The 24,379-nt window shown below is 70.2% G+C and carries 26 protein-coding genes and 1 tRNA gene; 10 read left to right on the top strand and 17 right to left on the bottom strand.

The features are described from left to right. The first annotated feature begins 34 nt into the window (after window positions 1-34). Window positions 35-883 carry a pantoate--beta-alanine ligase gene (panC, locus tag ACXJ1Y_RS17330; RefSeq protein WP_463847400.1) on the top strand — a complete coding sequence of 283 codons (849 nt, stop codon included), beginning with the start codon at window positions 35-37 and terminating at the stop codon, window positions 881-883. 8 nt (window positions 884-891) lie between these two features. Here panC and ACXJ1Y_RS17325 read toward each other — a convergent pair whose 3' ends face one another. Both ACXJ1Y_RS17325 and ACXJ1Y_RS17320 read right to left on the bottom strand, forming a co-directional pair. Continuing rightward, complete coding sequence (locus ACXJ1Y_RS17325) at window positions 892-2,310, bottom strand: EAL domain-containing protein (RefSeq protein ID WP_463847399.1); 1,419 nt, start codon at window positions 2,308-2,310, stop codon at window positions 892-894. 166 nt (window positions 2,311-2,476) lie between these two features. Next, a complete protein-coding gene (locus tag ACXJ1Y_RS17320) occupies window positions 2,477-2,626 on the bottom strand; it encodes a hypothetical protein (RefSeq protein WP_342162296.1) in 150 nt (49 codons plus the stop codon). A gap of 282 nt (window positions 2,627-2,908) precedes the next feature. On the opposite strand from ACXJ1Y_RS17320, the gene mnmG reads away from it, so the two are divergent. From mnmG to ACXJ1Y_RS17300, 4 genes are read left to right on the top strand one after another with little or no spacing between them, the layout of a single operon-like run. Beyond that, the gene (gene mnmG / locus ACXJ1Y_RS17315; RefSeq protein WP_463847398.1) at window positions 2,909-4,795 is read left to right on the top strand and encodes a tRNA uridine-5-carboxymethylaminomethyl(34) synthesis enzyme MnmG; all 1,887 of its coding nucleotides are present in this window, start codon (window positions 2,909-2,911) and stop codon (window positions 4,793-4,795) included. Beyond that, a complete protein-coding gene (gene rsmG, locus ACXJ1Y_RS17310; protein ID WP_463847397.1) occupies window positions 4,792-5,427 on the top strand; it encodes a 16S rRNA (guanine(527)-N(7))-methyltransferase RsmG in 636 nt (211 codons plus the stop codon). Before mnmG ends, rsmG begins: the two co-directional genes overlap by 4 nt. Then, entirely contained in the window at window positions 5,424-6,281 is an 858-nt protein-coding gene (locus tag ACXJ1Y_RS17305; RefSeq protein ID WP_279598028.1) for a ParA family protein, read from the top strand. Before rsmG ends, ACXJ1Y_RS17305 begins: the two co-directional genes overlap by 4 nt. A gap of 21 nt (window positions 6,282-6,302) precedes the next feature. Then, window positions 6,303-7,199 (top strand): ParB/RepB/Spo0J family partition protein, encoded by an 897-nt coding sequence (locus tag ACXJ1Y_RS17300; RefSeq protein ID WP_463847396.1) that lies wholly within the window; start codon window positions 6,303-6,305, stop codon window positions 7,197-7,199. A 167-nt stretch (window positions 7,200-7,366) separates the two neighbouring features. Here ACXJ1Y_RS17300 and holA read toward each other — a convergent pair whose 3' ends face one another. The 8 genes from holA to ACXJ1Y_RS17260 all read right to left on the bottom strand — a co-directional run bounded on the left by holA (window position 7,367) and on the right by ACXJ1Y_RS17260 (window position 15,392). Then, window positions 7,367-8,392, bottom strand: a complete 1,026-nt coding sequence (gene holA / locus ACXJ1Y_RS17295; RefSeq protein ID WP_463847395.1) for a DNA polymerase III subunit delta — start codon at window positions 8,390-8,392, stop codon at window positions 7,367-7,369. A 7-nt stretch (window positions 8,393-8,399) separates the two neighbouring features. Next, window positions 8,400-8,945, bottom strand: a complete 546-nt coding sequence (gene lptE, locus ACXJ1Y_RS17290) for an LPS assembly lipoprotein LptE (protein WP_342162290.1) — start codon at window positions 8,943-8,945, stop codon at window positions 8,400-8,402. A 124-nt stretch (window positions 8,946-9,069) separates the two neighbouring features. Then, window positions 9,070-11,274: a TonB-dependent siderophore receptor gene (locus ACXJ1Y_RS17285; protein ID WP_463847394.1), complete on the bottom strand. Its 2,205-nt coding sequence runs from the start codon at window positions 11,272-11,274 to the stop codon at window positions 9,070-9,072. 128 nt (window positions 11,275-11,402) lie between these two features. Next, the gene (locus ACXJ1Y_RS17280; RefSeq protein ID WP_463847393.1) at window positions 11,403-12,266 is read right to left on the bottom strand and encodes an acid phosphatase; all 864 of its coding nucleotides are present in this window, start codon (window positions 12,264-12,266) and stop codon (window positions 11,403-11,405) included. Between the two features lie 113 nt (window positions 12,267-12,379). Beyond that, complete coding sequence (locus tag ACXJ1Y_RS17275) at window positions 12,380-13,237, bottom strand: alpha/beta hydrolase (protein WP_463847392.1); 858 nt, start codon at window positions 13,235-13,237, stop codon at window positions 12,380-12,382. Window positions 13,238-13,250: 13 nt separating this feature from the next. Further along, window positions 13,251-14,093, bottom strand: coding sequence for a 2,3,4,5-tetrahydropyridine-2,6-dicarboxylate N-succinyltransferase (dapD, locus tag ACXJ1Y_RS17270; protein WP_463847391.1), 843 nt, complete (start codon window positions 14,091-14,093; stop codon window positions 13,251-13,253). Window positions 14,094-14,187: 94 nt separating this feature from the next. Next, on the bottom strand, window positions 14,188-14,634 hold the full coding sequence (locus tag ACXJ1Y_RS17265; RefSeq protein WP_463847390.1) for a cyclic nucleotide-binding domain-containing protein: 447 nt from the start codon (window positions 14,632-14,634) through the stop codon (window positions 14,188-14,190). 71 nt (window positions 14,635-14,705) lie between these two features. After that, on the bottom strand, window positions 14,706-15,392 hold the full coding sequence (locus tag ACXJ1Y_RS17260) for a response regulator transcription factor (protein ID WP_243959664.1): 687 nt from the start codon (window positions 15,390-15,392) through the stop codon (window positions 14,706-14,708). A gap of 216 nt (window positions 15,393-15,608) precedes the next feature. On the opposite strand from ACXJ1Y_RS17260, the gene ACXJ1Y_RS17255 reads away from it, so the two are divergent. Continuing rightward, window positions 15,609-16,145: a L,D-transpeptidase family protein gene (locus tag ACXJ1Y_RS17255; RefSeq protein ID WP_463847389.1), complete on the top strand. Its 537-nt coding sequence runs from the start codon at window positions 15,609-15,611 to the stop codon at window positions 16,143-16,145. 6 nt (window positions 16,146-16,151) lie between these two features. Here ACXJ1Y_RS17255 and ACXJ1Y_RS17250 read toward each other — a convergent pair whose 3' ends face one another. Beyond that, window positions 16,152-16,379, bottom strand: coding sequence for a hypothetical protein (locus ACXJ1Y_RS17250; RefSeq protein WP_463847388.1), 228 nt, complete (start codon window positions 16,377-16,379; stop codon window positions 16,152-16,154). A gap of 249 nt (window positions 16,380-16,628) precedes the next feature. Between ACXJ1Y_RS17250 and ACXJ1Y_RS17245 the strand changes: the two genes are divergently transcribed. From ACXJ1Y_RS17245 to ACXJ1Y_RS17230, 4 genes are all read left to right on the top strand, one after another. Further along, a complete protein-coding gene (locus tag ACXJ1Y_RS17245) occupies window positions 16,629-17,798 on the top strand; it encodes a zinc-dependent alcohol dehydrogenase (protein WP_463847387.1) in 1,170 nt (389 codons plus the stop codon). A gap of 148 nt (window positions 17,799-17,946) precedes the next feature. Beyond that, window positions 17,947-19,836: a sensor histidine kinase gene (locus tag ACXJ1Y_RS17240; RefSeq protein WP_463847386.1), complete on the top strand. Its 1,890-nt coding sequence runs from the start codon at window positions 17,947-17,949 to the stop codon at window positions 19,834-19,836. A 14-nt stretch (window positions 19,837-19,850) separates the two neighbouring features. Then, window positions 19,851-20,285: a response regulator gene (locus ACXJ1Y_RS17235; RefSeq protein ID WP_342162280.1), complete on the top strand. Its 435-nt coding sequence runs from the start codon at window positions 19,851-19,853 to the stop codon at window positions 20,283-20,285. After that, window positions 20,282-21,337, top strand: a complete 1,056-nt coding sequence (locus ACXJ1Y_RS17230; protein ID WP_463847385.1) for a sensor histidine kinase — start codon at window positions 20,282-20,284, stop codon at window positions 21,335-21,337. Before ACXJ1Y_RS17235 ends, ACXJ1Y_RS17230 begins: the two co-directional genes overlap by 4 nt. A gap of 13 nt (window positions 21,338-21,350) precedes the next feature. Here the strand turns inward: ACXJ1Y_RS17230 and ACXJ1Y_RS17225 are convergent, their stop codons facing one another. From ACXJ1Y_RS17225 to ACXJ1Y_RS17200, 6 genes are all read right to left on the bottom strand, one after another. Then, window positions 21,351-21,719, bottom strand: a complete 369-nt coding sequence (locus tag ACXJ1Y_RS17225) for a hypothetical protein (protein WP_463847384.1) — start codon at window positions 21,717-21,719, stop codon at window positions 21,351-21,353. A 12-nt stretch (window positions 21,720-21,731) separates the two neighbouring features. Then, complete coding sequence (locus tag ACXJ1Y_RS17220; protein WP_463847383.1) at window positions 21,732-22,031, bottom strand: hypothetical protein; 300 nt, start codon at window positions 22,029-22,031, stop codon at window positions 21,732-21,734. 83 nt (window positions 22,032-22,114) lie between these two features. Continuing rightward, window positions 22,115-22,480, bottom strand: a complete 366-nt coding sequence (locus ACXJ1Y_RS17215; protein WP_243928550.1) for a response regulator — start codon at window positions 22,478-22,480, stop codon at window positions 22,115-22,117. A gap of 140 nt (window positions 22,481-22,620) precedes the next feature. Next, complete coding sequence (gene hpt, locus ACXJ1Y_RS17210) at window positions 22,621-23,190, bottom strand: hypoxanthine phosphoribosyltransferase (RefSeq protein ID WP_463847382.1); 570 nt, start codon at window positions 23,188-23,190, stop codon at window positions 22,621-22,623. 80 nt (window positions 23,191-23,270) lie between these two features. Next, a tRNA-His gene (locus ACXJ1Y_RS17205) sits at window positions 23,271-23,347 on the bottom strand. Window positions 23,348-23,417: 70 nt separating this feature from the next. After that, window positions 23,418-24,296, bottom strand: coding sequence for an SDR family oxidoreductase (locus ACXJ1Y_RS17200; protein WP_463847381.1), 879 nt, complete (start codon window positions 24,294-24,296; stop codon window positions 23,418-23,420). Window positions 24,297-24,379 lie beyond the last annotated feature (83 nt).

Here is a 24,379-nt window from a genome sequence, read left to right as displayed (position 1 = left end):
CTAGACCCGGCCCGAACGAAACCAGGGTCCGGCCGTGACTGCCTCTTCACCACTCCATCTCTCCGACCTCCCTGCCCTGCGCGCCGCCGTCTCCAGCTGGCGGGCCGCGGGCGAGACCGTGGCCCTGGTGCCGACCATGGGCGCCCTGCATGAGGGCCATCTGACCCTCATCGCGGAAGCCAAGCGCGTGGCCTCGCGAGCCGTGGTGAGCATCTTCGTGAACCCGACCCAGTTCGGCCCCACGGAGGATTTCTCCCGCTACCCCCGCGACGTCGCCGCCGACCTCGCGGCGATGGCGGGCGCGGGGGCCGATGCCGCCTGGACGCCCGATGTGGCGACCATGTACCCGCCGGGTTTCGCCACCCGGATCGAGATGGCGGGGCTGACGGACGGCCTCTGCGGGCCCCTCCGGCCGGGCCATTTCTCCGGCGTCGCCACCGTCGTCACCAAGCTGCTGAACCAAGTGCGGCCGGATATCGCCCTGTTCGGCGAGAAGGATTTCCAGCAGTTGCAGGTGATCAAGCGGGTCGTGGCCGATCTCGACATGGTACCCGAGATCCGGGGCGTGCCCACCATCCGCGAGGCGGACGGCCTCGCCCTCTCCTCGCGCAACCGCTACCTCTCGGCCGAGGAGCGCGGCCGCGCGCCGACGCTGCACGCCGTGCTCGCCGGCATCGCCGCCAAGGCCCGCGACGGCGGATCGGTCGCGGGGCCGGTGAGTGAGGGCGTGGCCGCCCTCGCCGCGGCGGGCTTCACCGTCCAATACCTGTCCGTCTGCGATGCCGCGAGCCTCGCGCCGGTCGAGCGCGTCACCGGCCCGGCCCGCGTGCTCGCGGCGGCCTATCTCGGGCGGACACGGCTCATCGACAACGTACCGGTCTGAGACCGCCCTCACCCAGCCCGGCGCAGGAGCGACCGGAACGAGCGGCGCTCGGAGCCGGGATCGTCCTGCGGCGGGGGCGGCGGCTCCGGGGGAAGCGCGGCGAGGATGTCGCCGCGCACCGGCCGGGCCGGCGCGAAGGCCGCGCCCTGCGCATAGGGCACGTTGAGGTCGATGAGGTCCGGCACGTCCGCCTCGGCGCCGACCTCGTTGACCACGAGGCGGATTCGGGCGCGGGCCAGGGCCGGCGCAAGATCCTCCACCGCGATGTCGCTCAGCACGCCCCGCGCCACACCCGGCCGCAGCAGCAGGTCCGCCGGGACCTTCACCTGCCCGATGCCGTACTCCATGAACTCGCGGGCATCGAAGCGCAGATCCGTCGGCCGGTCGAGGCAGAAGCCGACCCGCCCGCGCAGGGCCGATAGGGCGCCAAGCTGCCCGCTGTCGAGGCCGCGCCAACTGGCCTGGGGCAGGGCGATGTCCAGCCCGGCCAAGGCCTGCTCGTCGTGGGCCATGCGCCCGATCTCCTTCAGGAAACCCAGCTCGAACAGCGATAGGGGCGACAGGCCGTAAGTCACCCGCGCATCGCTGCCGCGCTTGCCGAGGTGGCGGACGATGGTGCCGGTGCGGGCCAGCATCCGCCGGTCGAGTTCCGTGGTGCGCCCGTTCCGTTCGAGGGCCGGCAGGTACTGCGTGGTGTCGAGCGGCTGGTCTTCCACGCGCAGCCGCGCCAGCGCCTCGTAGGCCACGACCTTGCGCTGGGGCAGGGTGACGATGGGCTGGAGATAGACCTCCAACAGGTCGCGATCGAAGGCGGCGAGGATCGCGGATTCGTCGGGGCCGCGCGGCCTTTCGGGTGGACGCGGCGGGATCGGCCTCGGAACCGGTGGTGCGATGACGGCCGGCAGTTCCGGCAGGCGGGCGATGACGGGCGGCGTCCAGGATGTCTCGACCGGCGCCGGGGCCGGCGGGGGAGGCGGGGCGGGCTGCGGCTTCGGCTCCGGCGGAGACGGCGGCTCCTTCGCCACCGGAACCTCGCGGGTCTTGAGGGCGGCGATCTCGTCGTCCTGGCTGCGGATCACCGCGCTGAGATCGCGCACGATCCCGCTCAACAGGCCGATCTCCACCGTGAGTTCATGCACCTCGGAGCGCAAGGTATCCGGCGGTGCAGCGTCGGCGGCGGGACGCGGCGGCGCGGCTTCCGCCTTGAGAAGCCGCTGCGAGAGCACATCGACTTCCTGGGACAGCTTCTCGCATCGGGCGTTCAGTTTCGAGATCCGCGCCCATGCGGTACCGGCGCCGAGGCTTCCGGCGGCGGCCAGACACAGCGCGGCAGCGCTCGGTGAGAAGACGGCCAACGGCCCAATCGTGACGAGGCCGAGCGATCCGGCGGTCCACAGCCCAACGTTCCGGCCGAAGACCCGGGCCATGCTCACCATCATCCGTCACGAGACAAGGCGTCCGGCAAGCCTATGATTACCGGAAACCGACGCTTCGAAAGTGTTGCCGAGCGTGCGAACGGGGGCAAGCCCAGCGAGCCGGCACGCAACCGATTTTTGCCCTCTGTGTCCCGGAGCGCTGTTTCACGTGAAACACTCAGGCGCGAGTGAGGTACATTCCCACCAGCAGGAAGCCGAAGCCGGCCAATCCAAAGGCCCCCTCCTTGCGGTGGGTCTCATCGAGGAAATGGGCGGCCGCCCCGGCCGCACAGCACGCCGCACCCAACCCGATCGACAAGGATGACATCGGAGCCTCCCGCAAGCGTCGTAAGACCACTCACATCGCCAATACCGTCTAACCATGATTACAGAGCATTGAGCCGGCTTCAAGTTCTGCCCACAGCCTAAATTTGCACGCTTCGACGGAGGCCGAATACGCTGGATTTCTCATCAATTCGGCGCTGCGGTGATATCCCGATGATCACGTCCCCCACGGACGCTGCCGCGAAAGGCGGCAATAGCGACACGAGGTTGCGCGAATCGGCCCTGTCGCGTTGACCCGCCCCCGCCCGCGCGCGTAAGCACGGGCATGCCCATTTCCCGCCCCACCCGCTTCGACGTGATCGTCGTCGGCGGTGGCCATGCCGGCGTTGAAGCCGCCGCGGCCGCCGCCCGCTGTGGCGCCCTGACGGCCCTCGTCACGCACGATCCGGCGACGATCGGGGCGATGTCCTGCAATCCGGCCATCGGCGGCCTCGGCAAGGGACACCTCGTCCGCGAGGTCGATGCCCTCGACGGGCTGATGGGCCGGGTGGCCGATGCGGCGGGCATCCAGTTCCGCCTGCTCAACCGGCGCAAGGGTCCGGCGGTGCGCGGTCCCCGCACCCAGGCCGACCGCAAGCTCTACGCGGCGGCGATGCAGCAGGCGGTGGCCGAGACGGCGAACCTCCACGTCGTGCCGGGCGCCTGCGAGGACCTTCTTCGCGATGCGGCCGGGCATATTGCTGGGATCACCCTGGCGGACGGCACGACGCTCGGGGCAGGGGCGGTGGTGCTCACCACGGGCACCTTCCTGCGCGGCCTGATCCATATCGGCGAGGTCCAGATCCCCGCCGGGCGGGTGGGGGAGGCGCCTTCGGTGGGCCTCGCGCGGAGCCTCGACGGGCTCGGCCTGCGCCTCGGCCGGCTGAAGACCGGCACGCCGCCTCGCCTAGCCCGCGACAGCATCGGCTGGGACCAGCTCGAACGGCAGGAGGCGGATGAGGACCCCGTCCCGTTCTCGACCCTCACTGAGCGGATCACCACGCCGCAGATCGCCTGCGGCATCACACGGACGACGCAGGCCGTCCACGACATCATCCGCGCCAACCTGCACCGCTCGCCGATGTATTCCGGCGGCATCGCCAGCCGGGGGCCGCGCTACTGCCCGTCCATCGAGGACAAGGTCGTGCGCTTCGGCGACCGGGAGGGGCACCAGATCTTCCTCGAACCGGAGGGGCTGGACGATCCGGTCGTGTACCCGAACGGCATCTCGACCGCCCTGCCGGAGGAGGTGCAGCGCGCCATCGTCCAGGCGATCCCCGGCCTGGAGCGGGCGGAGATCCTGCGGCCGGGCTACGCCATCGAATACGATTACGTCGATCCGCGCGAACTCGATGCCGGGCTTCAGGTGAAGAGGCAGCCGGGCCTGTTCCTGGCCGGGCAGATCAACGGCACCACCGGCTACGAGGAGGCGGCGGGGCAGGGGCTCGTCGCCGGGCTCAACGCCGCGCGGCTGGCCGGCAACCAGCCGCTTGCCGCCTTCGACCGCGCCGAATCCTATCTCGGCGTGATGATCGATGACCTCATCACCCACGGGGTGAGCGAGCCCTACCGTATGTTCACCTCGCGCTCTGAGTATCGCCTGAGCCTGCGCGTGGACAATGCCGACGAACGGCTGACCCCGCGCGGCCTCACCCTCGGCCTCGTCGGCCCGCAGCGCGCGGCGCATTTCGCGCAGTCACGCGCTGCCCTCGCCGCCGCCCGCGCCCAGCTCGATGCCCTGAGCCTCACGCCGAGCCAAGCCGCCGCCCAGGGCATCGCCCTGAACCAGGACGGCATCCGCCGCAGCGCCTTCCAGCTTCTCTCCTACCCGGAGATCGACTGGGCCCGCCTCGCCGCAGTCTGGCCGGACCTCGCCGAGGTGCCGCCGCGCATCGCCGATCGCCTGCGGACGGACGCGACCTATGCCGTCTATCTCGACCGCCAGAGCGCCGACATCGCCGCCTTCCGCCGGGACGAGGCGGTGCGCCTGCCGGAGGGGCTGGACTATGCCGGGATCAGCGGCCTGTCGAACGAGATGCGCCTGAAGCTCGAAAGCGTCCGCCCCGGTACCCTCGGGCAGGCGGCGCGGATCGAGGGCGTCACCCCGGCGGCCCTGACCCTGCTGGCCGCTCATGCCAAGCGGGGCCAGCGCGCCGCGCGGCAGCCGGCATGAGCGACCGCGGCCGCGAACAGGTCCTGAGGACCTACGATGTTTCACGTGAAACAACGCAGGCGCTGGACGCCTATGTCGCCCAGCTTCATCGCTGGCAGACGGTGAAGAACCTCGTCGGCCCCTCCACCCTTTCCGAGGTCTGGAGCCGCCATGTCGCCGACGCGCTGCAGCTCCTGACCCTCGCACCCGACGCCCGCACCTGGATCGATCTCGGCTCCGGCGCCGGCATCCCCGGTCTGATCCTGGCCATCGCCGGGAAGGAGAGGGGCATCCGGGTGACGCTGGTGGAGAGCAACGCGCGCAAATGCGCCTTCCTCACCGAGGCCGCCCGCCTGACCGGCGCTCCGGCGACGATCCGCAACGGACGGATCGAGGCAGTGATCGGCGACGCCGTGGGGACTGAGATCGTCTGCGCGCGGGCGCTTGCCGCTCTCGATCAGTTGCTCGATTGGTCGGCGCCACTGTTGAATTCGGGCACCATCGGCCTGTTTCCGAAGGGGCGGGATGTGCAGGCGGAATTGACCCAGGCCTCCGCGCGGTGGACATTCACCTACGATCTCGTGCCGAGTCGGACCGATGCCGACGCCCGGATCGTGCGGGTCACCGCCCTCACCGAAACGAGCCCCCGATGAGCGACGCGACGATGGTCGACGCCTCCGAGCGCCCCGACATGAGCCATCCGGCCAAGCCCCTGCGGGTCCTGGCCCTGGCGAACCAGAAGGGCGGCGTCGGCAAGACGACGACCGCCATCAATCTGGGCACGGCGCTCGCCGCCATCGGCGAGGAAGTTCTGGTGATCGACCTCGATCCCCAGGGCAACGCCTCGACCGGGCTCGGCATCGAGAAGGCCCGCCGCCGGATTTCGACCTACGATCTCATGGCCGGCGAGGCGAGCCTCGCGCAGACCATCATCCCGACGGCCGTGCCGCGCCTGTCCATCGCCCCCTCCACTATGGACCTGCTGGGTCTCGAGATGGAGATGGCGACCGCGCAGGACCGGGCGCACCGCCTGCGCAATGCGCTGAAGAGCATGGCGCAGTCCGAGAGCCTGAAGCGCATCAGCTACGTGCTGATCGATTGCCCGCCCTCCCTGAACCTGCTGACGATCAACGCCCTGGCGGCGGCGGATGCGGTGCTGGTGCCGCTGCAATGCGAGTTCTTCGCCCTGGAGGGCTTGAGCCAGTTGCTGCGCACCGTGGAGCAGGTGCGAGGCGCGCTGAACCCGCGCCTGACGATCCAGGGCGTCGTGCTGACGATGTTCGATCCGCGCAACAACCTCTCGGCGCAGGTCGTGGCGGATGTGCGCAGCTTCATGGGCGACAAGGTCTACGAGACCATGATCCCCCGCAACGTGCGTGTGTCCGAAGCGCCCTCGCACGGCAAGCCAGCTTTGCTGTACGATCTGAAATGCGCCGGCAGCCAAGCCTATCTGCGCCTCGCCTCCGAGGTGATCCAGCGCGAAGGCCGCGTGCCGGCGGCGGCGTAAGTTTCGAGGACAGGTGAGACGATGGCTGAAGAGGTCGCAAGGCCCCGGCTGGGGCGCGGGCTCGCGGCCCTGATCGGCGATTTCGGGGATCCGGCGCAGCCACCGCCCAAGCACGAGGGCCAGCGCAAGGTCGCCGTGGAGTTCCTGCGGCCGAACCCGCGCAACCCCCGCCGGCATTTCGGCGAGGAGGAATTGTCCGAACTCGCCGGCTCCATCAAGGCGCGGGGCCTCATCCAGCCCATCGTCGTGCGGCCCCTGGCCGACGTGCCGGGCGCCTTCGAGATCGTGGCCGGCGAGCGCCGCTGGCGCGCGGCGCAGCGGGCCGGGCTCGATGAGGTGCCGGTGGTCGTCGTCGAGATCGACGACCGCGCCTCGCTGGAATTCGCGATCCTGGAGAACGTCCAGCGGGCGGACCTCAACCCGATCGAGGAAGCCTCGGGCTACGAGCGCCTGATGAGCGACTTCTCCTACACGCAGCGCGAACTGGCCGAGATCCTGGGCAAGAGCCGCAGCCATCTCGCCAACACGCTGCGCCTCCTCAACCTGCCGCAGCCGGTGCAGGACCGGCTGAGCGCGGGCGAGATCACCGCCGGCCATGCCCGCGCGCTCCTCGCGCTCCGCGATCCCGAGGGCGTCGCCCGGCGGATCGTGGCCGAGGGCCTGTCCGTGCGCGAGGTCGAGGCCCTGGCCGCCGCCGAGGCCGAACCGTCCGAGACCCCGCGCCCCGGCCGCCCGCGTCTCGCGGCCGAGCGCCCGGCGCCGGTCCGTTCGCTGGAATTGCGCCTGCACAAGGCGCTCGGCGTCGCCGTCACCTACAAGCCGAAGGACGAGGAGACGGGCGAGATCCGCCTGCGCTATGCCAGCCGCGACGAGTTGCAGAGCCTGCTCGACCGGCTGAAGGTCCCGGCGGACGACTGAAGGGCAGAAGGACCGCCCCTTCCGCCCCCCTCATCCTGAGGTGCCCGCATCTGCGGGCCTCGAAGGAAGCTCCAGAAGGCTCCGTGATCCCTGGAACCCTCCTTCGAGGCCGCTTACGCAGCACCTCAGGATGAGGGGAGGGGGTAGGGCAATTCAAACGTGACGCCTCAGCGGCGGCGGCCGGCTTCCGCGATGCGGAGCAGGGCCGCCGACGCGATGGCCTCAGCCAGAGCCGGCTCGGCGCGGCGGCTGGCGAGGACCGCCTGGGCGAGGATGTCGATGGCCTGCCGCAGGCGGGCAGGACCCCAGAGGCCGAGTTGCCGCTCGACGCTCGCCTTGCGCTTGAAGTGCAGGCCGCGCCACGCGGCCGCCATGGCGCTCGATGACTTTTCCGGATTGTCGAGGCGGAGCGCGAGCATCGCCGTGGCGTGGCGCAGGGCCGAGCCGAGCACCTGCGCAGGGTCCAGCCCCTCCAGCCGGAAGCGGCGGGAATCGCGCTCCACCACCTCGATCCGCCCGTCGAAGGCCGCATCCACCAGGGTGTTGAGGACGCTGGCGGCGACATCGCTCACCACCGCCTCCACGTCGTCCAAGGTCACGCTGCCCTGGCCCGAGGCGTAGAGGGCGAGCTTCTCGATCTCCATCAGGCTCGCCCGGCGGTCGCCGCCGAGGCTGCGCACCAGCACCTCCCGCGCCTCGCGGTCGATGCGCAGGTCACGCGCCCGCAGGGTCCGGTCGATGAGGTCGCCGAGGGCCCGCTCGTCATCCGGGTAGCAGGGAATGGCCAGCGCCCGCTGCGACTTCTCGCAGAGGGCGCGGACGGGGTTGCCCTTGGCGAAATCGCCCCCTTCCAGCACGATCCGCGTATCGGTGACGGGGATGGAGAGCACGGCCTCGATGGCGGGGGCGAAGTTGCGGCTGCTGGACCGCACCCAGATCGACCGCTTTCCGCCGAACAGGCCGACCGTCCCCGCCTCGTCGCAGAGCCGGCCGGGATCGGAGGCGAGGAGGTCGCCGTCGATCCGCACCAGGGCGAAGGGGTCCGTGGCGTCGGGCAGGAAGGATTCGGCGAGCGCCTTGGCCCGCTCGGTGACGAGGCCGGTATCGGGTCCGTAGACGAGGATCACGGGGATGCGCGGGTCGGGCCCCCGCCGGATCAGGTCCTCGATATCCCCCGGCCGGACAGCCGTCACCGGTCGCTCACGGCTTGGCCGCCAGCACCGAGGCGATCCGGGTCTTGATCTGGTCGGCCAGGGTGTCCGCGAGGCGGATCTCCGCGTCGCGGGCGGCGCGCTGGCTGGCGAAGCGCTGGATCGAGCGGTCGTAGGTCGCGGTGGAGGTGGCGACGCCCTCCGCGATCACCTTGGTGCCGCTGAGGTCTTCCAGGCTGTAGCGGATGTTGCCGATCACCGTGCCGGCCTCGGCGCGGCCGGTGGTGGAGGAGACGATGGGCGTCTGCACCGTCTCGGAGCCTGCGAGCTTCAGGCGGTATTGCTTCTTGGCCGGCTGGCCCGACCCGTCGAGGTCGAACACCAATTCGCTGCGTAGGTAATGGCCGAGCCGCTCCTGGCCCTGGGCCATCACGATCTCATCGACCTGCACAGAGGCCAGCAGCGCCTGGATCGACTCACCCGAGGCCGTTGGCCCGTAGAGTGGGCGGAAACAGGCCGAGAGGCTGAGGCTCATGGCCGCCACCAGGCCGAGCCGTCCGGCCCGCACCGCCACCGATCCCACGTCAAGCCGCATCACGCTGTCCGCCCCGTTCCGCTCCGGTTCTAGCGCGGACCGGGGGGGCCGCGCCACGACTCTTAGGGCAGGGCCTTACGATTCCTCTACGGCGAGAGGATGGTCGGCGTGTTTCGGGGATAACTCACCACCGGTAGATCAGGCTGCCGATCACCGTGGCGGGGGCGCCGCGGTAGCAATAGCCGGCCTGACAGACCGCATAATCCCGGTCGAAGATATTGTACGCGTTGATCTGCGCGCGGAAGCCCTTGTACTTCGGATCGAGGGCCGCGAAGTCGTAGGCGATCAGGGCGTCGAACAGCGTCACGGTCGGGTTGCGGAAGGTGTTCTCGTCGTCGCCGAAGCTCGTGCCGGCGTAGCGGATGCCGCCGCCGATCTGCAGCCCCGCCAGCAGCGAGCCCGGCGGGAAGGCATAGGTCCCGAAGGCGGTGAAGGTGTTGCCGGGGATGCCGGAGAGGGCGTTGCCGTCGATCGGGCCGCCCGTGATCAGCGAGGTCTGCCGCAGGAAGCGGAAATCGAGATGGGTGAAGGCGAGCGTCAGGTTCGTGCCCGGCCCGAAATTCGCCGTGAGTTCTGCCTCGAACCCCTTCGATTCGACGGAGCCGGTGGCTACGGAATTCGCCACGTTGGTCGGGTCCTGCCGCAGGATGCTCGATTGCACGATGTCGAAGCCCGCCACCGAGCCGGTGATGTTGGTGTTGGGCACGGCGAACTTCACGCCGGCCTCGATCTGGTCGCCCGTGGCGGGCTTGAAGGCACGTCCGCTCGCGTCGGCACCGAGCTGGGGCGTGAAGGTCGTCGCGTAGCTGGCATAGGGCACGAAGCTCGGCGTCAGCAGGTAGTTCAGGCCGAGCCGGTAGGTGAAGGCGGTGTCGTCCTGCTTCTGCGGGGCGCCCGGCACGAAGGCGCTGTAGCTCGTCGTGTTCTGCGAGACCCAATCGTGCCGCCCGGTTAGGGTCAGGACGAAGCGGTCCCACTTGGCCTGCTCCTGCAGGTAGACGCCGATCTGGTCCTGTGACTGCGTGTTGCCCGAGGTGAGGGCAGGGCGGGGGATGAAGGTGCGGTAGCGGAAGCGGGTGAAGTCGGTCACGCCCGTCAGGTCGAGATCCGGGACGTCGAAGTTGAAGCCGAACCGGCGCGTCCAGTCGTAGTGATTGTAATCGACGCCGCCGACCAGGGTGTGGCTGACCGGGCCGGTGAGGAAGTGCCCCTCGATCTGGTTGTCGAGGGCGACCGAGCTGAGGTTTTCCTTGTAGAGCCCCGCATAGCGCTGCGCCGAGAGGCCGGTGATGCCGAGGACGTCCGTGTAGGGGAAATCGCCGTTCACGCCGTAATAACGGAAGTTCTGGCGGAAGATCAGGTCCGGCGAGAAGCGGTGCTCGAAGGCGTAGCCGATCCGGTGCTGCTCCTGCGTGAAGGCGTTGAAGCCCGGATCGCCGATATACAGCCGCGTCGCCCCGATGCCGCGCTGGTTGTAGAAGGCCGCCGTGCCGGGCAGGCGGCCGGACTGGAACTCTGTGAGCAGGGTGAAGGTCGTGTCGGCCGAGGGCTTCCAGGTGAAGGCCGGGGCGATATTGACCCGGTCGTCCGTGGCGCCGGGCAGGAACGTGTCGGATTGGCGGACGATGCCGGTGAGCCGGTAGGCCATGGTCCCGTCCGAGCCCTCCACCGGGCCGCCGAAATCGAAGTTGCCCTGGAAGCGGTTGAAGTTGCCGGCCTGGAACCAGACCTCGCCGAAGGGCACGAAGACCGGCCGCTTGGTGGTGATGTCCACGATGCCGCCGGGCGAGCCGAGGCCGTAGAGGCCGGAGGCTGGGCCGCGCAGGATCGTCAGCGCCTCCGTGCCGTAGGGCTCGACGCGGGGGACGGTGAGGCCCACCGCCGATTGCCGGAGGCCGTCGCGGAAGATGCCGTCATAGGTGGTGGAGAAGCCGCGGATGTAGATCGCGTCGAAGCGCGGATCGAAGCCGAACACGTTGGTCGAGGTGCCGGGCACGTAGGCCAGGGCCTCGTTCACGTTCTGCACGTTGCGGTCGTTCAATTGCTCCCGCGTCACCACGGAAACCGATTGCGGCGTCTCGATCAGGGGCGTGTTGGTCTTGGTCGCCGTGGGCGACACGCGGGCCGTGTAGCCGGTGACGCCCGACGGGCCGCCGCCGCCGCCGCTCGTGGCCGCGCTGTCCTGCGAGGTCGCGACGTTGCCGAGCGCCGCGCGCACCGCTTCGACCGAGATCTCGTCCAGATGGACCTGCGGTTCCTGGGCCAGGGCCGGCGCGGACAGGGCGGTCGCGGCGAGGAGCAGGGCGGGGAGGCGCGTGCGTACGAACATGGGAACTTCCGGCCGGACGCGAAGGGTGGCGTCCAAGCCGGGCTTTCCTGATCACGCGCCCGCGATCAAGACGAAAACGTGTTGTAAATCACACAGTTAAAACGCTTCAAATCTGAAGTCATTCCAGTTCAAAACTCGAAGGGCGGCTCCCGCAGGGCCTCCGCCTCGCGGGTGCACAGGCCAGCGTCCGGCGCGGTGCCGCCTGCGGCAAGCGCCGCGCGCATCTCGGCCCGCGCCTTGTCGAGGTCGGCGCGGAAGCCCGCATCGCCCATCAGCGCGGCGAAGGTCGAGGAGCCGTTGGTGCGCCCCGCCGCGACGTCGCTCAGCCAGTGCACACCGCACACCACGCGGCTCTCGCCGTAGGCCCGGCCCCGGGCGAGGATGGCTGTGGATTTCTCCGGCACCAGGGCGGCCATGATGAGGGCGTAGGCCCAGCCCTGCGTCGCATGGCCGGAGGGATAGCTGAAGCTGTCGGCCAGGGCCTGGGTCCGCTGCACGCAGATCGGTGATTCGTTGCCGACGAAGGGTCGGAGGCGGCGGTAATGCACCTTCGGGATGCGCGTCATGTGGGCGAGGTCGAGCCGTGCCCGTTCCAGCAGGTTGAGGGTGGCGGGCACCTTCCCCTGGTCGATGTGCACGCCGAGCACACAGGCGAAGTTCTCCAGCACCGCCGCCGCGCCCTCAGCCACGTCGTTGGCGGCGAGGTTCCAGCGGGCGGAGCCCTTCAGGGCGCGGGTGTTGGCGAAGGCCGCATGGTCGGCATTGTCGAGGGGGGAAAGGTGGGCCGGCGGCGGCGGGAGGATCCGCAGGGGATCTGGCAGGGCGCCCTCGGCGAGATATGGCTTCACGGCCGGCTTGCCGGGCTTCAGCGGGTCCGCCTGTAGGGAGGGGGCGGCGGCGGGTGGCGCCCCCTGGTCGGGGGCGGCGAACGAAGGCGTGACGGTGAAGAATGCGGCGAGTGACAGGGCCGTCGTGAGCGAAAGGCGGCGCATCTCGTATCCTCGCTTGGCGATCGGCATCGGGTGGACGTCACACGAGGCAGACGGATCGCGGCGGCGTGACCATCCCTGCCTTCGGTGCGGCCCCGAGTCCAGGCCGCCCGGTTTCAGGCGGCACGAATCGCGGCGGCGATCGCGGCGGGGTGTTCCTCGTGCGCACTCAGGGCGCCCGGGACACGCCGGGCGGTGACGAGACCGCTCTCCGCGAGGGCGTCCATTTCCCCGCCGGAGCGGCGGGGGGCGTCGTCCGGGCGCAGCAGCAGCACGGGCGGCAGGTCCGGCCCGAACAGGGCGAGGAAATCCTCCCGGCTCGCGACGGGATCGAGCCCGCCGGTCACGAAGGCCGCCGTGCCGAAGCGGCCGTTGCGCTGGCGGGTGATGGCGTGCTTCGCCCGCACGAGCTCCGGCGTCACCGCCTCGCGGTCGCCGTAGACATGGGCGCGCATCATCCGGCCGATGATCGGCGGGCTGATGTTGATGCGGTAGAGCGCCTCGCCGATCAGCGGCGCCTCCACGGCGGCGCGGATGCGGGGGAACCACGCCTTCCTGTCGGGCATCGCGGTCGGCAGCGGGCCGCGCCAGGTCGGCGCCACGAGGACGAGCCGGGCGAAGGCGTTCCTGTGCCGCCGCGCCGCCGCCACGAGGTAGCCCGCCGCATGGCCGGCGGCGATGCCGACCGCGTAGGGGCCGGGGGCCGCCGCCAGCAGGGCGTCGAGGAAGGCGTGGAAGGTGGCGGGCTCCAGGGGCACGCGGGGGCGCGGCTGCGCGCCGAACCCCGGCCAGTCCGGCACGAGGCAGTGATGGTCCCAGGCGAGTTCACGCGCCAGCCCGGTCGCCTCGCGGCGGGACGAGATGGTCGAGAGAGCCGGCAAAATAAGCGCGCCCGGCCCGTGTCCGTAGAGGTCGTAGGGCACGGAGACGCGCTGGCCGCCGAGCTTCAGGTCGAAGGTGCCGCCCGTCTCCATGCCCGCCGGCTCCTCAGGTGCGAAGCAGGTCGTTGATCGCGGTCTTGGCGCGGGTGCCCGCATCGACGCGCTTGACGATGACGGCGCAGTAGAGGCTCGGGCCGGGGGAGCCGTCCGGCAAGGCCTTGCCGGGCAGGGAGCCCGAGACCACCACCGAGTAGGGCGGCACGTAGCCGTAGGTGACTTCGCCGGTGGCGCGGTCCACGATCTTGGTCGAGGCGCCGAGATAGACGCCCATCGACAGCACCGAGCCCTGGCCGACGATCACGCCCTCCACCACCTCGGAGCGGGCGCCGATGAAGCAATCGTCCTCGATGATGACCGGGTTGGCCTGCAGCGGCTCCAGCACGCCGCCGATGCCGACGCCGCCCGAGAGGTGGACGTTCTTGCCGATCTGCGCGCAGGAGCCGACCGTCACCCAGGTGTCGACCATCGTGCCTTCGCCGACATGGGCGCCGAGGTTCACGAAGCTCGGCATCAGGATGGCGTTGGGGGCCACGTAGGAGCCCCGGCGCACGAAGCAGCCGGGCACCGCGCGGAAGCCGGCCTCCTGGAAGCGCGCGGCGTCCCAGCCCTCGAACTTGGAGGGCACCTTGTCCCACCAAGGGGCGCCGCCGGGGCCGCCGGGGATCGCCGTCATGTCGTTGAGGCGGAAGGAGAGCAGCACCGCCTTCTTCAGCCACTGGTTGACCGTCCATTCGTTGCCCGACTTCTCGGCGACGCGGGCCTGGCCCGAATCGAGGAGGTTCAGGGCCTCGTCCACGGCCTCCCGCACGGCGCCCGTGGTGGCGGACGAGATGCCGGCGCGCTCCTCCCAGGCGGTCTCGATGGTCCGGGCAAGGTCGGCGTGGGACATGGGTGCAGCGGTCTTCTTGAGAATGGGAGACCGTGCTTACAGGCGCCCGCCAGGGCTGTCGACGGGGAGGGGGGTGCCGCCCGCGCCCCGCCGGTCAGGCGTCCCCGAACTTGGCGCGGACGCGGTCGAGGTCGTTCGTGAAGGTCACGAGGTCGAGGGCCATGGCGTCGTGGATCGCCTGGGCGGCGGAGGGGAACTCCTCCAGCACGCGGCGCATCAGGGTGGGGGTGATGCGGACGAGTTCGCAGGAGCCTTCCGCGACGGCGTCGCAGGGGCGCTCACCGCGCACGAACAGGGCGAGATGGCCGATCAGCGCCGAGCGGGACGCCCTGACGGGCTCGGACCCCTTGGGCTCCAGGCGGATGGTGCCGGACATCACCACGAAGCCGCCATCGGCGGGGTCGCCCCGGCCGAACAGGCGGTCGCCCGCGCGCAATTCCCGGCGTTCGGCGGCGAAGCTGAGCAGGCGCAGGGCGTCCCGGTCCAGAAAACCGAAGACGGGCGCCGCCGCGAGGATCGCTATGTCGTCGTCGAGCCCCACGCTGCCCCTGCCCCTGCCGCTCCGCTCCCCGCGTCCCCGGCAGACTGGCCTATACGAAAAAGCCTAATAAATCAGGGAAGGAGCTTGTAACCACCGCCCTCGGTCACGAGGATCGCCGCCACCGCCGGGTTCGGCTCGATCTTCTGGCGCAGCCGGTAGATGTGCGTTTCCAGGGTGTGGGTGGTGACGTGGGCGTTGTAGCCCCACACCTCGGCGAGCAGCGTGTCGCGGTTCACCACGGCGCGCCCGGCCCGGTAGAGGAAGCGCAGGATCGCGGTCTCCTTCTCGGTGAGCTTGAGCTTGGAGCCCCGCTCGCCGATCAGCAGCTTGGCGCTCGGCCGGAACGTGTACGGGCCGATCTGGAACACCGCGTCCTCGGACGCCTCGTGGCTGCGCAGGTGGGCGCGGATCCGCGCCAGGAGGATGCCGAACTTGAACGGCTTGGTGACGTAGTCGTTCGCACCCGCCTCCAGCCCCTCGACGTGGTCGGCCTCGGAATCCTGCGCGGTCAGCATGATGACCGGGCTGCGGAAGCCCGCCTGCCGCATCCGGCGCACGGCCTCTCGCCCGTCCATGTCGGGCAGCCCGACATCCATCACGGCGAGGTCGATGCGCTCGTCCGCGACCCGGCGCATGGCGTCGGCGCCGCAGGCTTCGCCCACGACGTGAAATTCCTCGGACAGGGCGAGCTGCTCAATCAACGTATCGCGCAGGATCTCGTCGTCGTCGCAGATCAGCAGACGGTAGGCATTCGACATCGTCACGAAGCCCTAGCGTAAAAGCACTAGCCCGCGAAATCCCCCCGATGAAGGATGGTGCGCCGGCCGACTGTCGAGGCCATCCTTGTACACCGAGATATCGCCGATCCGGGTGGAGCGGACTTGCAAAGGACGAGCTTTGTGACCGGAAAGAGGCTTGCGCGCAATTCGCATTCGGATTTCTTCGCGAAGTTGCATAACCGGAGACAAGTTTTCGTGGTGAGAACCACCCTCGCGGAGATCCGCGTACGCCCCACTGTCGGGGACCGGCGCAAGGGGCACCTCCTCGTGGGCTCCTCGGTGATTCCCTGCGCGCTGGGCGCCTGCGGCATCGTTGGGCGCAAGCGCGAGGGCGACGGCGGCTCGCCGCGGGGCCGGTTCCGCCTGCGCGGCGGCGCCTACCGGCCCGACCACCTCGCGACGCGCCCGCGCACGGCGCTGCCCCTGCACCCGATCCGCCAGGACGACGGCTGGTGCGACGACCGCAGGGACCGCCGTTACAACAGGCCGATCCGCCTGCCGGCGCCGGGCGTCAGCGCCGAGGCGATGTGGCGGGAGGACGGGCTCTACGACGTGGTGCTCGACATCGACTACAACCGCGGCCCGATCCGCCGGGGGAAGGGCTCGGCGATCTTCATGCACGTCGCCCGCGAGGGCTACCGGCCGACGGAGGGCTGCGTCGCCCTCGCCAAGCCCGATCTGATCCGCCTGCTGCGGCGGCTCGGGCCGCGCACGCTCCTGCGCATCGGCTGAGGGCGGTCAGACGCGCCGGGTCTCGCCGGGCTTGAGGGCGAGGGCCTTGGCGGTGCGGGTCGAGAGGCTGCCGACGATCACCGGGGCCTCGCCGTTCGTCGTCTTGTCCGCCACGGCGGCCAGCGCCTCGGCGGCGCTGGACATCCGCACCGCGTAGACGGGCGCGCCGGATCCACGCGCCGTGCCGAGGGCGACGAGGAAGGTCGTGTAGCGTTCGCGCGGGCGGGTGGCCATCCGCGATCCTTCGCATGTCGGCTAAATAACGCCAGGGCTTTTCGCGCCGTGCGCCAAACAGAAGACGACGCCTTGCGCCTTGAGACAACCGGTATTTGCGCGGCTGGGCGAAGCCTCCCATCGTTAGCCAACGCAACACCGCAGCGCGGAGCCTTGCCCGGCCTTTTCGCGGAACTTGGCCGTGGCCGCCCCTGCTTGTTCAGGAGACGGCCTGTTTCAGGCCGGCCCCGGCGCGAGGACACCACGACCATGAAGGCACTCTGCTGGCACGGTAAGGGCGATATCCGCTGCGACACCGTTCCCGACCCGAGAATCGAGGATCCGCGCGACGTCATCATCAAGGTCTCGTCCTGCGCCATCTGCGGCTCGGACCTCCACCTGATGGATGGGCTGATGCCCACGATGGAATCGGGGGACATCCTCGGCCACGAGTTCATGGGCGAGGTGGTCGAGACCGGCAGCGGCCATTCCAAGTTCCGCAAGGGCGACCGCATCGTCGTGCCCTTCAACATCAATTGCGGCGAGTGCCGCCAATGCAAGCTCGGCAACTGGTCGGTCTGCGAGCGGTCGAACCGCAACGCGCAGATGGCCGCCGCCCAGTTCGGCTACACCACCGCCGGCCTGTTCGGGTACTCGCACCTCACGGGCGGCTATGCCGGCGGCCAGGCCGAATACGTCCGCGTGCCGATGGCCGACGTGGCGCCGATGAAGGTGCCGGACGGCATGGACGACGAGGCGGCCCTGTTCCTCACGGACATCCTGCCCACCGGCTGGCAGGGCGCGGAGCATTGCGAGATCCAGGGCGGCGAGACCATCGCCATCTGGGGCGCGGGTCCGGTCGGCTTCTTCGCCATCCAGTCGGCCAGGATCATGGGCGCCGAGCGGATCATCGTCATCGAGACGGTGCCCGAGCGCATCGCGCTCGCCAGGAAGGCCGGCGCCACCGACATCATCGACTTCGCGAACGAGGACGTGTTCGAGCGCATCAAGGAGATCACCAAGGGCCAGGGCCCGGATGCGGTGATCGACTGTGTCGGCATGGAAGCCAGCGGCGGCCACGGCCTCGCCGGCTTCATCACCTCGGTGCAGGAGAAGCTCACCACCACCGAGCGGCCCCTGGCCCTGGCGGATGCGATCAAGTCGGTGCGGCCCTGCGGGATCGTCTCGGTGCCCGGCGTCTATGGCGGGCCGGTGCCGATCAACATGGGCTCCATCGTCCAGAAGGGCCTGACCATGAAGAGCGGTCAGACCCACGTGAAGCGCTACCTCGAACCGCTGCTGAAGCTGATCCAGGAGGGCAAGATCGACACCGGGTCGCTCATCACCCACCGCTCCACGGACCTCGCGGACGGGCCGGACCTCTACAAGGCGTTCCGCGACAAGCAGGACGGCTGCGTGAAGGTGGTGTTCCACCCGTAATAACCATGAGAAGGTCTCGGACGGCACTTACCCACGGTTGAAGCGGCTTTCCGCCGCGAATTCGCTGGAAAGTTCCTTATACCCCGACACAGTGTCGCGGTGAGAGAATGGCCCGCGCGAGTTCCAACCGCCGCCGTCCGAGACTTCGATGCCCACCCCCGGCTTTAATCCTGCCCTCGTGGCCCTGTCGGTGGCGATCGCGATGTTCGCCGCCTACACGGCCCTCGATCTCGGCGCGCGGGCGCGCGGCGTGGCGGACGGCACCGTCCGCTCGGGTTCCCGGGGGCTCTGGATCGCCGGGGCCGCCGTCACGATGGGCGGCGGCATCTGGTCGATGCACTTCATCGGCATGCTCGCCTTCGAGATGGGCATGCCGACGGCCTACGACCTCGGGCTGACGATCCTGTCCTTCCTCATCGCGGTGGGCGTCACCGGCGCGGCCTTCGCCTTCGCCGGGCGCAAGGGCGCCGGCCCCCGCACCGTGCTGGTCGCCGGGCCGCTGATGGGGCTCGGCATCGCGCTGATGCACTACACCGGCATGGCCGCGATGCGGATGCCCGGCCATGTCGCCTACGATCCGGCGCTCGTCGCCGCCTCGGTCGCCATCGCGATCCTCGCCTCCACCGTCGCCCTCTGGCTCGCCTTCCGCCACAACAGCGTGGGCGAGAAGGTGATCGCCGCCATTGTCATGGGGCTCGCCGTCGCGGGCATGCACTACACCGGCATGGCGGCCGCCACCTTTTCCGGGGATCACGGCGGCCACGCGGGCGCGCACGGCCTCGCCGCCGCGCCCCAGACGCTGGCCTTCGCCGTGGCCGGGGCGACCTTCCTGATCCTGTTCGTCGGCATGCTCGCCATCGCCGTGGACCAGCACCGCATCCAGGGCGAACTCGCCGCCAGCGAGGCCCGGTTCCGCGCGGCCATCGCGGCGGTGCGGGGCGTGCTCTGGACCAACGACGCGCAGGGCCGGATGGTCGGGCCGCAGCCGGGCTGGGCCGCCATCACCGGCCAGACGCAGGAGGAGTACAGCGGCTTCGGCTGGGCGGAGGCCGTCCACCCGGACGACGCCGCCCCCAGCATCGCCGCCTGGAACGAGACCGTCGCCGCCCGCAGGACCTTCGTGTTCGAGCACCGGGTGCGGGCGAAGGACGGGAGCTACCGCCATTACGCGATCCGCGCCGTGCCGGTGCTGAACCGCGACGGCTCGATCCGCGAATGGGTCGGCGTCCACACCGACATCACTGCCCAGCGCGAGGCCGAGTCGGAGTTGCGCGAATCGAACGAGGAGATCCAGCGCTACGCCTACATCGTGAGCCACGACCTGCGGGCGCCGCTCGTCAACATCATGGGCTTCACGAGCGAATTGGCCGAGACCCGCGCCGAACTCCAGACCGTCCTCGCCGGCCACCCGCAGGCGGAGCGGATCGATGCCGATCTCGGGGAGGCGCTGGGCTTCATCGGCGCCGCCGTCACCCGGATGGAGCGGCTGATCGCGGCGATCCTGAAACTCTCGCGGGAGGGACGGCGGCGGTTCGAACCGGAGCACCTCGACATGTCGGCGGTGATCCGGCGTCTCGCGGACGCGACGCACCATCAGGCCGGCTCGCAGAACGCGGTGGTGAGCGTCGCCCCCGGCCTGCCGTCGATCGTGGCGGACCGGCTCGCCGTGGAGCAGATCTTCGGGAACCTCCTCGACAACGCCCTCAAGTATCTCGATCCCGCCCGCCCCGGCCGCGTCACCGTCACGGCGGAGGCCCTGGGCACGGAGCGGGTGCGCTTCGCCGTGGCCGACAACGGCCGGGGCATCGCCCGCAACGACCATGACCGGGTCTTCGAGCTGTTCCGCCGCTCCGGCCCGCAGGACAGGCCGGGGGAGGGGATCGGCCTCGCCCACGTCAAGGCGCTGGTGCGGGCGCTCGGCGGGCGCATCGATCTCGACTCCGAGCCGGGCCGGGGCTCCACCTTCACGGTGACGCTGCCGCGCGGTGCGGCTATGGAGCGCGGGGCGGCGGCGCCCCTGTCGATCGCCGCCGAATGAATCGAGAGCCGGACATGCATCCCGTCTGCATCGTGATGATCGAGGACGACGAGGGTCACGCCCGCCTCATCGAACGGAACATCCGCCGGGCGGGGGTGAACAACGAGATCGTGCCGTTCCGCGACGGCACCTCCGCGCTCACCTACCTGTTCGGGCCGGACGGCTCGGGCGAGGTGAGCCAGCGGCGCCACCTGCTGATCCTCCTCGATCTCAACCTGCCGGACATGACCGGCATCGACATCCTGGAGAAGGTGAAGGCCAACCCGCACACGCGGCGCTCGCCCGTGATCGTGCTGACCACCACCGACGACGCCCGCGAGATCCAGCGCTGCTACGATCTCGGCGCCAACGTCTACGTGACGAAGCCGGTGAACTACGAAGGCTTCGCCAACGCCATCCGCCAGCTCGGCCTGTTCTTCTCCGTCATGCAGATCCCAGAGACCCCATGACGACAGGTCCAGGCGGCCCGGCCCAGCCCGCCACCCGCATCCTCTACATCGACGACGATGCGGGCCTCGCGCGCCTCGTGCAGCGCAGCCTCGCCGCGCGCGGCTACGCGGTGGAGCACGCCGCCGACGGGGGGGCGGGCCTCGCCCGCCTGCGCCAGGGGGGCATCGACCTCGTCGCCCTCGACCATCACATGCCCGGCCAGACTGGGCTCGATCTCCTGCCCGAGATCCGCGCCCTGCCGGACGCGCCCCCCGTGGTCTACGTCACCGGCTCGGAGGACAGCCGCGTCGCCGTCGCCGCCCTGAAGGCGGGGGCGGCCGACTACGTGTGGAAGGACCTCCAGGGGCAGTTCCGCGAATTGCTCGGGGAGGCGGTCGCCACGGCGCTGGGCGCTGAGGCGATGCGCCGGGACAAGGAGCGGGCCGAGGCCGAGGTGCGGGCCGCCCGCGACCGGGCCGAACTGCTCCTGCGCGAGGTGAACCACCGGGTGGCGAATTCGCTGGCCCTGGTCGCGGCGCTGGCGCGGATGCAGACCACCGCCGTCGCCGACCCCGCCGCCAAGGCCGCCCTGGAGGAGATGCAGGCGCGCATCTCGGCCATCGCGGGCATCCATCGCCGGCTCTACACCTCCGAGGACGTGGAGGCGGTGGAACTCGACGCCTATCTCGGCAGCCTCGTGGAGGAGTTGCAGGCGGCGATGAAGGCCGCCGGCCGCGACCATGCGATCCGCCTCAGCGCCGATTCCGTGCGGCTCGCCACCGACAAGGCGGTCTCGGTGGGGGTCGTCGTCACCGAACTCGTCACCAACGCCTACAAGTACGCCTACCCGCCGGAGGAGCCGGGCGAGATCCGCGTCGCCCTGCGGCGCATCGCCGACCGGCTCGAACTGGCGGTGGAGGACGACGGCGTCGGCTGGACCGGCGAGGGCAAGCCGCGCGGCACCGGCCTCGGCTCGCGCATCGTCAAGGCGATGGCGACGAACCTGCGCAGCGCCCTGGTCTACGCCCCCGCCGCGAGGGGCACGCGGGCCTGCCTGTCCTTCGAGGGATAGGGCCGGCGGGGCCTCAGTGCCCCGAGCCGCGCAGGAGCATCTTCACGCGCTGGTCGGCGTTGCTCAAACGCTCGCCGATGCCCCGGCGGATGCACTTCTCCACCGTCTCGCCGGTCATGAAGCCCACCGTCCTGCCCTGCGTGCGGCAGGCATCGACCGGGGGCCACGCCACCACGGCGGCGACGGTGCCGATCACCACGAAGCCGTCGACCAGGAGCCAGCCGAACCAGCCCAGCCGGAAACGGCCGGTGGCCACCTCCCCCTCGTCCTCCCGCGGGCGAGGGCGGCCGGGATAGGCGCCGCTCTCGCTCACCCGCGCCATGCGGGCGCGGAAGCGGGCCTCGTCGAGCTTGTCCGATTCGGAGGAGAGGGGCGCGGCCATGATCCGATCCGGTCAGTCGATGATCCGCCGCAGCGCCGCGAAGCCGTCCTGGGCGGTGGTGGCGTTGCCGATCATGGTGTGCCGTGCGCAGGCGCTGGCGCCGATCATCGAGGCCCAATCCGTGAAGGACGGGCGCGCCCGGCAATCGGCGAAATAGCTGCCGAACAGGAACAGGCCGAGGGGCATGAGGAACAGGGCGAGCTTCACCAGGGTGAAGGTCCGCCGGACGCCGCCCCTGCGGCGGCGCGGCCGACGGCGCGGGCGCTCGTCCCACTCCCCCTCCGCATCCTCGTCGCGCTCGTACCCGCGCATGCCCTGACCCTCGGCGATTCACACGCACAAGTTGTCATCCCCGCGTGAAGGCGGGACTAAGCTGAATGGTTAAGGCCGGGTTCTCAGGCCGCCAGAGCGCGGCGCACGGTGGAGCGCAGGTCGGCGAGGGAGAAGGGCTTCGTCAGCACGTCGGTGACGATGGCGTCGAGACCCCGCGCACGCTCGCGCTGGTCGGCGAAGCCGGTCATCAGCAGGATGGTGAGGTCCGGGAAGTCGCGCTTGGCGGCCAGCGCCAGGGCGATCCCGTCCATCAGCGGCATGCGGATGTCGGTGAGCATCAGGTCGAAGGCGCCGCCGGCCTCGTTCAGGCGGTCGAGCCCGTCGCTGCCGTCGGTGGCGGTCACGACGGCATGGCCGTCGATCTCCAGCCCCCGCTTCAGGAAGCCGCGGACTGTCTCTTCGTCATCCACCAGAAGGATGCGCGCCATGATGAACCGGATTCGTCCCGCTGCGACAAGGAGGTAGGCTGTTCCCGCATTTAGAACGCGGGAGGAACCCTTTCCCTGTCAAGACAGAGGGCCCGCAAAAGCTGCTTCGCAGCGCAGCAAAACGCCAAAATGTCGCGATCTCAGGTTCCGCCGAACAAATCGGGGTCGGTGTTTCCGTAGTCTACCACACCGACGAAGGGCAGCTGCCGGTAGGCGTGGGCGGCGTCCATCCCGTAGCCGACGACGAACACGTCGGGGCAGGTGAAGCCGACGAACTCGGCATCGATGGAGACCGCGCGCTTGCCGGGCTTCTCCAGCAGCACCGCCGTCAGCACCCGCTTGGCGCCCCGCGCCATCAGCAGGTCCTTGGCGAAGACCACCGTGCGGCCGGATTCAAGGATATCGTCCACGAGGAGCACGTCGCGGCCGCGCACCTCGCTCTGCACGTCGCGCAGGATCTCGACCTGCCCGGTGGAGACGGTGCCGGTGCGGTAGCTCGACAGGTGCACGAACTCGACCTGCGGCGCGAGCCCGACCCGGTGCATCGCCCGCAGCAGGTCGGCGGCGAACATGAAACTGCCCTTCAGGACCGCCACCACGAGGAGGTCCTGAGGTTGCGTCGCGAGGATGTCCTTCGCCAACTCGGCATTACGCCGCGCGATGGCATCCTCGTCGTACAGGATGCGAACGGGCTTGACGGGCATGTTCATGGTCGGTCTCGTCCCGCCTCTCGCCGGGCGGCGCCCGCGAGGGCCGCGTGCGGAACGGATCGGGACGCCGACTTGAAGGATGGTACCACCGCCCCGGCTCGAACGGGGGACCCCCAGATCCACAATCTGGTGCTCTAACCAACTGAGCTACGGCGGCACTGGCGGGGGGTGTATCGCGGGTCCGAACGTATTTCAAGGCGAGTTGTCGCCGTTTCGAACCCCGCGCGTCACAGCATCGGCACGCCGCCCGTGACGGGGATCAGGGCGCCGGACATGTAGCTGCCCTCGCGGGAGGCGAGGAGCACATAGGCCGGGGCCAGTTCGGCCGGCTGCCCGGCCCGGCCGAGCGGGGTGTCGGTGCCGAGCTTCTCCAGTTGCTCGGGGCTCTTCACGATCGGCTGGATCGGCGTCCAGACCGGCCCCGGCGCGACGCAGTTCACGCGGATGCCCTTGGGCGCGAGGAGGTTCGACAGGCCGATGGTCAGACTGGCGATGGCGCCCTTGGTGGCGGCGTAGATCAGCATGGTGGGGTCGGCGATCTTGGCCTGCTCGCTCGTGGAGTTCACGATCGCCCCGCCCGGCTTCATGTGCGGCACCGCCGCCTGGGCGAGGTAGTACATGGCGAAGACGTTCGCGCGGAACGAGCCTTCGATGTCGCTGGCCTTCAGGTCGTCCAAGCCCTCGTTCACCACCTGCGCGGCGGCGTTGTTGACGAGCACGTCGAGGCGACCGAACGCCTCCACGGTGCGCGCCACCAGGGACCGGCAATGGGCCTCGTCGCGGATGTCGCCCGGCAGAAGCAGGCAGCGCCGGCCCGCCTTCTCGATCCAGGTCTTCGTATCCTCGGCATCCGATTGCTCGGACTCGAGATAGGAGATCGCCACGTCGGCGCCCTCGCGGGCATAGGCGATGGCCACCGCCCGGCCGATACCGGAATCGCCGCCGGTGATGAGGGCGGCCTGGCCCGTCAGCAGGCCCTTGCCGACATAGCTCTCCTCGCCGTGGTCGGGCCGGGGCGTCATCTTGGACGTGAGCCCCGGCCGGGGCTGTTGCTGGTCGCCCGGGTAGGGCGGCCGGGGACCGGCTTCGCGCGGATCGTTGGTCATGGTGTCGCCGGTCCCCGTCGCGCTCAGAACGACCGGGTGCGGGTGGCGTGCGGCCGGCTGTAGCGGCGGCGGATGACCTCGAT

The sequence above is a fragment of the Methylobacterium sp. TK26 genome (assembly GCF_055361565.1).
This window is presented reverse-complemented; position numbering and strand designations above follow the sequence as displayed.